Here is an 8,420-nt window from a genome sequence, read left to right on the forward strand (position 1 = left end):
TCCGCCGCGCGGAACCACTACTTGTGTTGCCTCACAACATATATGAACACTGATCAGAATCAGGAAGTCGGCTTCGGCTCGTGGCCCGCCGGCGCCCGGACGATCGACCTTCCGATCCGGACCCACCCTCTAGGAGTGTAGATGCGACTCATGGTTCTCAATGGGATCCTCGTGACACCCACCGGCCTGCTCGACGCCGACCTGCTCTGCACGGACGGCATCATCACCGCCATCGTCGATCGTGGTTTCGGCGTGCCTGCCGACGAGGTGATCGATGCGTCCGGTCAGTTGGTGTTTCCCGGCTTCATCGATCCGCACGTCCATTCCCGCGATCCAGGAAACACCCACAAGGAAACCTTCGAGAGGGCGACCCTCGGCGCACTGTGCGGGGGAGTCACGACGGTCCTCGAGATGCCGAACGCGGTTCCAGCGGTGTCGACGGCGGCGATCTTCGAGAAACGCAAGGCACACCACGCGCAGAGCGCATGGGTCGACTTCGGGCTGTGGGGACTCGCGCTCGGTGACGCCAACGCGGCCGAGATACCGAAGATGTTCGACGCAGGCGCCATCGGGGTGAAGTTCTTCTGGGGGTACGCCCTCGACCGCGAGACGAAGGGGCTCGTCTACAACTTCGCTGCCGCTCGACCCGAGGACGTGTTGCTGCCGCCCGAGCACGGCGAGGTGCTGCGGATGTTCGAGACCGTCGCCCGCACCGGGGGAATCCTCGCGGCGCACTGCGAGGACCGTCACATCCTCGCGTCATGCGCCGAGTCGCTGGGCGGGCCCATCCGGACGTACGACGATCTCCTCGTCGCGCGACCCGCCATCGCCGAGGCCACCACCATCGCCATCGGTGCCCAGTTCGCGCGCGCCACCGGCTGCCGCTTCCACGTCGTCCACATGGCGTCCGCGGAGGGTGAGGCCGCGGTGCGGCAGGCCAGGGCTGCCGGCGCCCCCGTGACAGCGGAAACCTGTCCGCACTACCTCACGCTCACCGCCGACGACGCCGAGGAGTTGGGTCCGCTGATCAAGGTGTATCCGCCGGTGCGCCACAAGGAAGATCAGCAGGCACTGTGGCGCGGTCTCCTGGACGGCACCATCTGTTCGATCGGTTCCGACCACGCCCCGCACCTCGTCTCGGAGAAGTTGGTCGGTTTCGAGAACTCGCCCGCGGGTGGGGTGGGAGTGGAGACCATCGCCCCCCTGATGGTGGATGCGATGGTGGCGGGAAAGCTCACCCCCCAGCGACTCGCGCAGGTCCTGTCGGAGGAAACCGCAGGTCTGTTCGGGTTGTCGGACCGCAAGGGCCGGATCGTCCCTGGCGCCGATGCGGATCTGACGCTGGTCGACCCGAACGGAACGCACGTCGTGAGCAACGACAACCTGCATGCTCTGAATCCCGCGTCGACTTGGGACGGCTGGAAGCTCCGCGGTCGAATCACGTCGAGTGTGCTCGGCGGCACGGTGGCGATGCGCGACGGGCAGCCGGTCGGTCCTCGGCGGGGACGGTTCGTTGCTGCCAGGCACGAGCAGCCGTCCGATGCGCCCCTAGATGTTTCGGCCGTCTCGGCGGCGCAATGACATCGGAGGAACTCTCCACCCTGCTCGCCGCCGCGGCGGCTGCCGCCGACGGCCGGTCGGTCGAGGTGACGCGTCGCGTTCGATGGGTGTTCGCCGACACGGTGTTCGTCATGATCGCTGCCGGTCGGCGCGAACTCGCGCGTGCCCTGGTCCGCGAGGATCCGCTCGGCGGGCGGTGGCGGTACCCCGAACCGTCGTCCGAGCACCCCTCGCTCCTGCTGACAGGTGACGGCGGCTGGGCCGCGGCCGATCGCGCTGCCTTCGTCAACGGATCGGTCGTCACGGACCTCGAACTCGACGAGGGAATTCGTCCGACCGGCCACCCGGCCGCGCACGTGCTGCCCGCGGTTCTCGCTGCCGGGCAGGCACTGCACTGCACGTTCGCCCAGTGCCTCGACGCTCTGATGGTGGGATACGAACTCGCGGCGACCCTCCTCGACATGGTCCAACTCGTTCCGGGAGTTCACCCGCACGGTCACCTCGGATCCATCGCCGCCGCCGTCGCTGTCGCCCGACTCCGAGGGGTTGATCCCCTGCCACCCGCGCTGGCTGCCGCGACCACTCCGCTCCTCACCACCTGGGCTCCGTGTCTCGACGGCGCCACGGTCCGCAACACCTGGACGGGTCACGCCGCGGCCAACGGCATTCTGGCCCATCGGCTGGTCGCGGCGGGATGGACCGGCGGAACAGGGACGCTGGAAACCGCGTTCGACGGCATCGTCGCGCACCGGCGCCGCTCGTATCGCAGCGACTCCACACCCCGGATCCTCGACGGATACTTCAAGCTGCACTCCGCGTGCGCACTGACTCACAGCAGTATCGAGGCGGCCGCCGCACTCGCCCCGATCGATCCGGGGTCGGTCGCGAGCATCCGGGTGCGCACCACTGCGAACAATCTGAAGGTGGGAGCACCGCCGTCGGACAGTGCATTGTCACGCCGGTTCTCGATCCCGTTCGCGGTGGCGAACGCGGTGGTCCGGGGGGCGGTGCAGGTGCGACACGTCGATGAACCCGCACCGGAGATCTCGGAGCTCGCCCAGCGGGTGCAGGTCGAAGAAGACAACGAGTTCACCGGACTGTGGCCTGCGGCATCGCCAGCAGAGGTGACGGTCCACCTCGACGATGGCCGTGTGGTGTCGGCGAGGTGCGACAACGCCGTGGGTACGCCCGCAAGGTCGTTGTCGGAGAGAGACCTTCGTGCCAAGAGCGCGGAGTTGCTCGGCGACGGCGGACGGAGTTGGGACTGTCTGGCCGACGCCTCCGAGAGTCGAAGCATGACCAGTGTGCTGTGTGCACTGCCCGCGCTCGTGATGAGCACCGAGTAGGAAGGCGAAGTCATGGTCCCAGACATTGTGGACGAGCACGACGTGGTCGACAGGACCCGTGGTGAACTGGCGGACGAACTGGCCGCTGAACTGGCCGCGACCGGAGGGTCCCACTCGCGCGCGATCAGCGTTGCCGCGGTGCACACGAGACCGGCGTTGCTCCGGCAAGTCGCCCGACTCCTCGCCGAACAGTTGACGGGGCCGGTGGACCGGATCGTGGCGTCCGAGTCGGACACGGCGATGGCGACCGCCGTCGCACTGCACACCGGGATCCCCTTCGCCACCGTGGACGCGGACCGGCGCGAGATCGCCCGCCTCAAGGAGCATGTGACCGACGCCGCCGACGAGGCCACCGTACGCGGTGAGCTCTACCCCGGCGAGGACGTCGTCGTGGTCGGCACGGTCGCGTCACCGGAGTCGGAGCGGTTGCAGCGCTTCCTAATCGAGAACGGATACAACGTGAGCTCGACGATCTTCGTGCTCGTCGATCAACTGGAGTACGGCGACGCCCCGCACCTGTTCCGGGTGGCGAACGGCACGGTCCGGCCGTCGACGGCGACAGTCGAACCATGAGTGAGCCGGGCGACGGCGATTCCGGTGCGGCGGACAGCGTCCCTCACCGCAGTGAGATTCGCCCGGAAGGCCCAGCTGCAGTGGAAGCGTTGGGACGGGCACTGGCGCGCGAGTTGCGGTCGTACCGTGTCGACGCGGTGGTGCTGTGGAGTGACCCGAGCACCGCGGTCCTGGCGCATGTCGTCGCCAGAGAGGTTGGAGCCGATGTCGTGTACGCATACTCAGACAAGGGCATTCTGTCGCTGAGCCGCCCGGTCGCGAACGGCGCGCGGGCCGTTCTCGTCGACTACGAATGGCTGTTCCAGCCCGGCCTGCTTCCGTTGTTGACCATGCTTCGCCGGACCGCCACCGTGACCGCGGTCCTGTCCGTCGCCGATCCGGAAGTGCCTGTGAGAGTGGAGGACCTGGGCGAGTCCGACTGGATCGGTCTGGCAGCCCCGGCATCGATCGAGGAGACCTACAGATGAGCGATTTGACATCGTGCGTGACCGAACGTGACGGGAGCACCGTGCCTTCCTGGACTCCGGACGCGTCGTACGAACGGTTTCAGGACCTGATCGACCAATTCGCCCGCCTCACCGCGGACGCGACATCGCCCGGCGTCACCCGATTGGCGCACACTGCCTTCGAGCGGGCCGCCCATCGCCTGTACGTCGAACACATGTCCGCGCTGGGACTGACCGTGTGGACCGACGTCGTGGGCAACACGATTGCCGAGCGGCCAGGAACGGAGCCGGGACTGCCCGCCATCGGGACCGGGTCGCACCTGGACTCGGTGCCGTTCGGCGGGAGGTTCGACGGTACCGCCGGCGTCGTCGCCGCAATGGAGCTGGCGCGGCTTCTCGCCGAGAACGACGTAGCCCACCGGCACCCGATCCGGTTCGTGGCGTTCGCGAACGAGGAGGGCGCTCGGTTCGGTCAGGCCTGCGTGGGCAGCCGAATCGTCGCGGGCTTGACGGGACGTGCCGACCTCGACCGACTGACCGACGCCGACGGTATCACCGTCGCGCAGGCCATGACCGCGGTCGGTCTCGACCCGGATGCGATGGACTCCGCGCGCTGGCGCCGCGACGAATGGGCCGCGTTCGTGGAGTTGCACATCGAACAGGGTGCGGTGCTCCTGTCCCGCCACAAGTCCATCGGAGTTGTCGACCAGATCTCCGGCAGCACCCGCCTGAGCATCACTCTGCGCGGGCGCGCGTCGCACAGCGGCGGTACCCCGATGCACCTGCGTGCCGACGCGCTCGCCGCCGGTGCGTCGATCGTCCTGTTGGCCGAAGCGATCGCCAAGGACGACCGGCACCACGGCACGCGCATCACCGTCGGCGTACTGACAGTCGGACCGGGTTCGATCACCACCATCCCCGGGGTGTGCACCTTGTCGATCGACATCCGGGACGTCGACAGCGACAGGCAACGCCGCACAGCGACGGAATTAGTCGGACGAGCACGTCGCGCCGCCACTTCGCGCGGAGTCGATTTCGACCTGACCGTTCTCGCCGATACATCGCCCGTGCTCCTCCCGACGTCGATCCGGGACACCATCATCGAGGCGGCGGAGGTGACGGGTGCGAACTATCGCGTCATGCCGTCCGGTGCCAGCCACGACTCGCAGATGATCAACCGGGTCTGTCCGGTGGGGATGATCTTCGTTCCGAGCCAGAACCACGGCGTCAGCCACTCGCCCGACGAGTACAGCACGACCGCAGACCTGGTCAGAGGAACCAACGTCCTGGCCACGGCGATCCTGTTGTTGGACAGCACCACCGACCGTTCTTACGACTGAACCGGCACGTTCCTCTACTCCTCGAAGGATGTCATCATGCACGTCGCACATGAGCCGGTCACGGTTATTGACGGTGGCCGAATGGAATCTGACCTCCTCGGAACCGTGGCGGTCCCGAACGACGCGTACTACGGCGTCCACACCGCCCGAGCGCTCGCCAATTTCCGGATCAGCGCCACTCCGGTGTCGGCGTACTCCGACTTCGTTGTCGCACTGGCGGAGGTTAAGCAGGCCGCGGCCATCGTCAATCGGGAACTTGGCCTGCTGGAGGAGTCGACAGCCGAGGCGATCGTTTGGGCGTGCGAGCAACTCCGGTCCGGGCGTTACCACAATCAGTTCGTTGTCGATTCTGTCCAGGGCGGCGCCGGTACGTCGACGAACATGAATGCGAACGAGGTGCTGGCGAACGTGGCACTCGAACGGATGGGATATCCCAAGGGTGCCTATGATGTCGTTCATCCCGTCGAACACGTAAATCTCGGTCAGAGCACCAACGACGTGTACCCGACCGCGTTGAGGATTGCCCTATACCGAGGTATCCAGGGGTTGGAAGGCGGACTCGCGGAGCTGCAACGGTCGTTTCGGGCCAAGGAGGCTGAGTTCTCGGGGGTGCTCAAACTTGGTCGCACCCAACTACAGGACGCGGTGCCAATGACCCTGGGACAGGAATTCGGCGCGTACGCGGTCACGGTCGGCGAGGACAGGGATCGTCTGGACGAGTCGCGACGGTTGCTGACCGAGGTGAATATCGGCGGTACCGCGATCGGCACCGCTCTGAACGCCCATCCCGAATTTCGGACGCGAGTTCTGCACGTGCTTCGCGAGCTGACTGGAATCACGACCCTGTCCGCCGCAGCCAATCTGATCGAGGCCACCCAGGACATGGGTGCCTACGTGCAGGTGTCCGGTGTCCTCAAGCGCACGGCCGTGAAGCTATCGAAGATCTGCAATGACCTACGGTTGCTGTCGTCGGGCCCGCAAGCCGGTTTGGCAGAGATCAATCTCCCGCCGCGTCAGGCTGGATCCTCGATCATGCCGGGCAAGGTGAATCCCGTCATTCCCGAAGTCGTCAATCAGATCGCATACGAAGTCGTCGGACACGACCTGACCGTGACGATGGCAGCGGAGAGCGGCCAACTTCAACTGAATGCGTTCGCGCCGGTGATCGCTCGATCGCTGTTCACCGCCATCAGCCACCTGACGGCCGGGGTCGCCGCGTTGGGGGACCATTGCGTTGCGGGCATCACCGCCAATGTCGATCACCTCTCCCGAACCGTGTCGAGTTCGGCAGGGTTAGCGACTGCGCTCAACCCCGCGATCGGGTACGTCGCTGCGACCAGCATCGCCAGGGAGGCGCTGCGCGAGCAGCGAACTGTATCGGATGTGGCCCTCGAACGTGGCCTGCTCCCGCCGGTCAGCCTGGCGCGGCTGCTCTCCGCGGAGAACCTCACTGGGCAGGGCTGGTAGCCGTCCGCCCACCCAGCGAGGGCCGCAGGGGCTCGCCGGGGAGGGCCCCCGGTTCGGCCATCAGATGCCGATCCTGCCGCCAGCTGGTGCCCGCAGGATCGCGCTCTCGCGGCGGGTCGATTAGTACTCAATCAACCGTGTGATCTCGTCGAACGAGCTCGCTGCCGCGTTTCGTCTGCTCGAACGGGGGCAAGGCGCCGGAATTCCCAGCCGAGCTGTCCGACACCGTCATCTTCGGCTATTTCGATGGGGGCCTCGGTCACTCTGGCTTACTGGGCTGCGGCGGAAGTCACCGGTCTTGCCGACCAAGTGGCTCTACTCGGCCGATACCGCCTCGACGCCGCGCGCGGAGGCGATCGTTGAACTTGGGTCGAGCACGTCGACCGAGACCCGTCTGATGCTCGACGCGTTCGTGGACGCGGTTGCCGTCGCCGTCGCCGTCGCCGTCGCGGTCGGCAAGCGTCCGACGTACGTACCTTTCGATGCTAGTAGCGAGATGCTCACCGCGAGAGCAGATGTACCCGCCGTCGACTATCCCTGGGACGACGTGGTGCCGGTGGTCGCCGACTTCCCCGAACCTGACCTGGATCTGCCGCCCGCTGAGGGGCCCCGCCGGGTGGTGTTCCTCGGCGGCGCCATCGGCAACCTCGATCCCGCCGCGCGCGGAGTTCTGTCGTGCTCGCCAACATGGCGACGGGCGGCAGTCTTTGAGCTTTCGTGCTCGGTGATCTGGTCCTGAAGAATCCGGACTGCACGCTCTTGAGTCTCTGCGCCGTACCTCCTCGATGCAGGGGTACTAGCATTCTTCTTGGTGGATCAGGAGCTCCACCCTCGTCCAGGACGGTTTACCACAACCAGCTCATAGGCACCGCCTGACCCGACAGGTCAGGCCCGACGTCCAGCCACGAATAACCTGCGGACACAGCGCCGGCGGTCCCGCAGTTCTGCCACGGGAACGCCGCAACCACAGATCCTCCGCGACTTCGGCGAGACGAAATTTTGAGGCTAACGCAGTTATACAGCCCCACTACTAATGAAGGACTAGCCGTACTGGGATGTTTCCGAGGTGTGATGCGGAGACATGTTTTTGTGCCTTTGGTCTAGGGCGATGACACGTCCCTGGGGTGTTGTTTGGGGTGTGTGGGGCGCCGGCGAATTTGGGGCCGGCGGGTGTGCTCAGGTTCGGTGGTGAGGGAGTGTCGGGGGTTCGCTCGGTTGTTGCGGGGTGGTTTGTGGACCATTTTGAGCGTTTCTGAATGTTGTTGTGTGACATAAACTTTGGATATTTGTCTGGCGCAGTGTCTGTTTCGGTTGTTGTGCACACGGTTGTTTTTGTGAGACTCGAATATTGTTGTGTTGTTTAGTGTTTCAGTGTTTTTTGTTTTCGAGTTGTTTTGCGGTGTTGGAGTGTGTCTTGTATGGTTGAGAGCATGATGACGATGAGCTGGCAGACGCGAGACGAGGTAGCGTCGAGCGATCCTCCCCCCTCCCCAGCTTCGTTTGGTACGTGGGTACCGGTTTCGCAGTTCCGATCAAATTCTTTGGTGACAAAGACAATTCAGGAATTTAGAGGAGCGAAGCGACTCGATCGAAGACAGCCTGGTTGGACCCACCGCGAGCCGCGCAGCGGCTCCCTGGCGGGGAGCGAAGCGAGCCGCGCCGTTCCCGATGCGGAGCATCGGGAGAGC

The 8,420-nt window shown here is 65.5% G+C and carries 7 protein-coding genes; all 7 read left to right on the plus strand.

All coding sequences use genetic code 11. The features are described 5' to 3' along the window. Positions 1–141: 141 nt before the first annotated feature. The 7 genes from ACWF6P_RS22910 to ACWF6P_RS22940 all read left to right on the plus strand — a co-directional run bounded on the left by ACWF6P_RS22910 (position 142) and on the right by ACWF6P_RS22940 (position 7,471). The gene (locus tag ACWF6P_RS22910; RefSeq protein ID WP_452622610.1) at positions 142–1,581 is read left to right on the plus strand and encodes a dihydroorotase; all 1,440 of its coding nucleotides are present in this window, start codon (positions 142–144) and stop codon (positions 1,579–1,581) included. Continuing rightward, positions 1,578–2,906: an MmgE/PrpD family protein gene (locus ACWF6P_RS22915; RefSeq protein ID WP_452622611.1), complete on the plus strand. Its 1,329-nt coding sequence runs from the start codon at positions 1,578–1,580 to the stop codon at positions 2,904–2,906. Before ACWF6P_RS22910 ends, ACWF6P_RS22915 begins: the two co-directional genes overlap by 4 nt. A 12-nt stretch (positions 2,907–2,918) precedes the next feature. Beyond that, positions 2,919–3,479 carry a hypothetical protein gene (locus ACWF6P_RS22920; RefSeq protein WP_452622612.1) on the plus strand — a complete coding sequence of 187 codons (561 nt, stop codon included), beginning with the start codon at positions 2,919–2,921 and terminating at the stop codon, positions 3,477–3,479. Continuing rightward, the gene (locus ACWF6P_RS22925; RefSeq protein ID WP_452622613.1) at positions 3,476–3,946 is read left to right on the plus strand and encodes a hypothetical protein; all 471 of its coding nucleotides are present in this window, start codon (positions 3,476–3,478) and stop codon (positions 3,944–3,946) included. Before ACWF6P_RS22920 ends, ACWF6P_RS22925 begins: the two co-directional genes overlap by 4 nt. Next, a complete protein-coding gene (locus ACWF6P_RS22930; RefSeq protein ID WP_452622614.1) occupies positions 3,943–5,265 on the plus strand; it encodes an allantoate amidohydrolase in 1,323 nt (440 codons plus the stop codon). Before ACWF6P_RS22925 ends, ACWF6P_RS22930 begins: the two co-directional genes overlap by 4 nt. Positions 5,266–5,301: 36 nt before the next feature. Next, the gene (locus ACWF6P_RS22935) at positions 5,302–6,732 is read left to right on the plus strand and encodes an aspartate ammonia-lyase (RefSeq protein ID WP_452622615.1); all 1,431 of its coding nucleotides are present in this window, start codon (positions 5,302–5,304) and stop codon (positions 6,730–6,732) included. Between the two features lie 298 nt (positions 6,733–7,030). After that, positions 7,031–7,471 (plus strand): L-histidine N(alpha)-methyltransferase, encoded by a 441-nt coding sequence (locus ACWF6P_RS22940; RefSeq protein ID WP_452622616.1) that lies wholly within the window; start codon positions 7,031–7,033, stop codon positions 7,469–7,471. Positions 7,472–8,420: the final 949 nt, after the last annotated feature.

The sequence above is a fragment of the Rhodococcus sp. NPDC055024 genome (assembly GCF_053608585.1).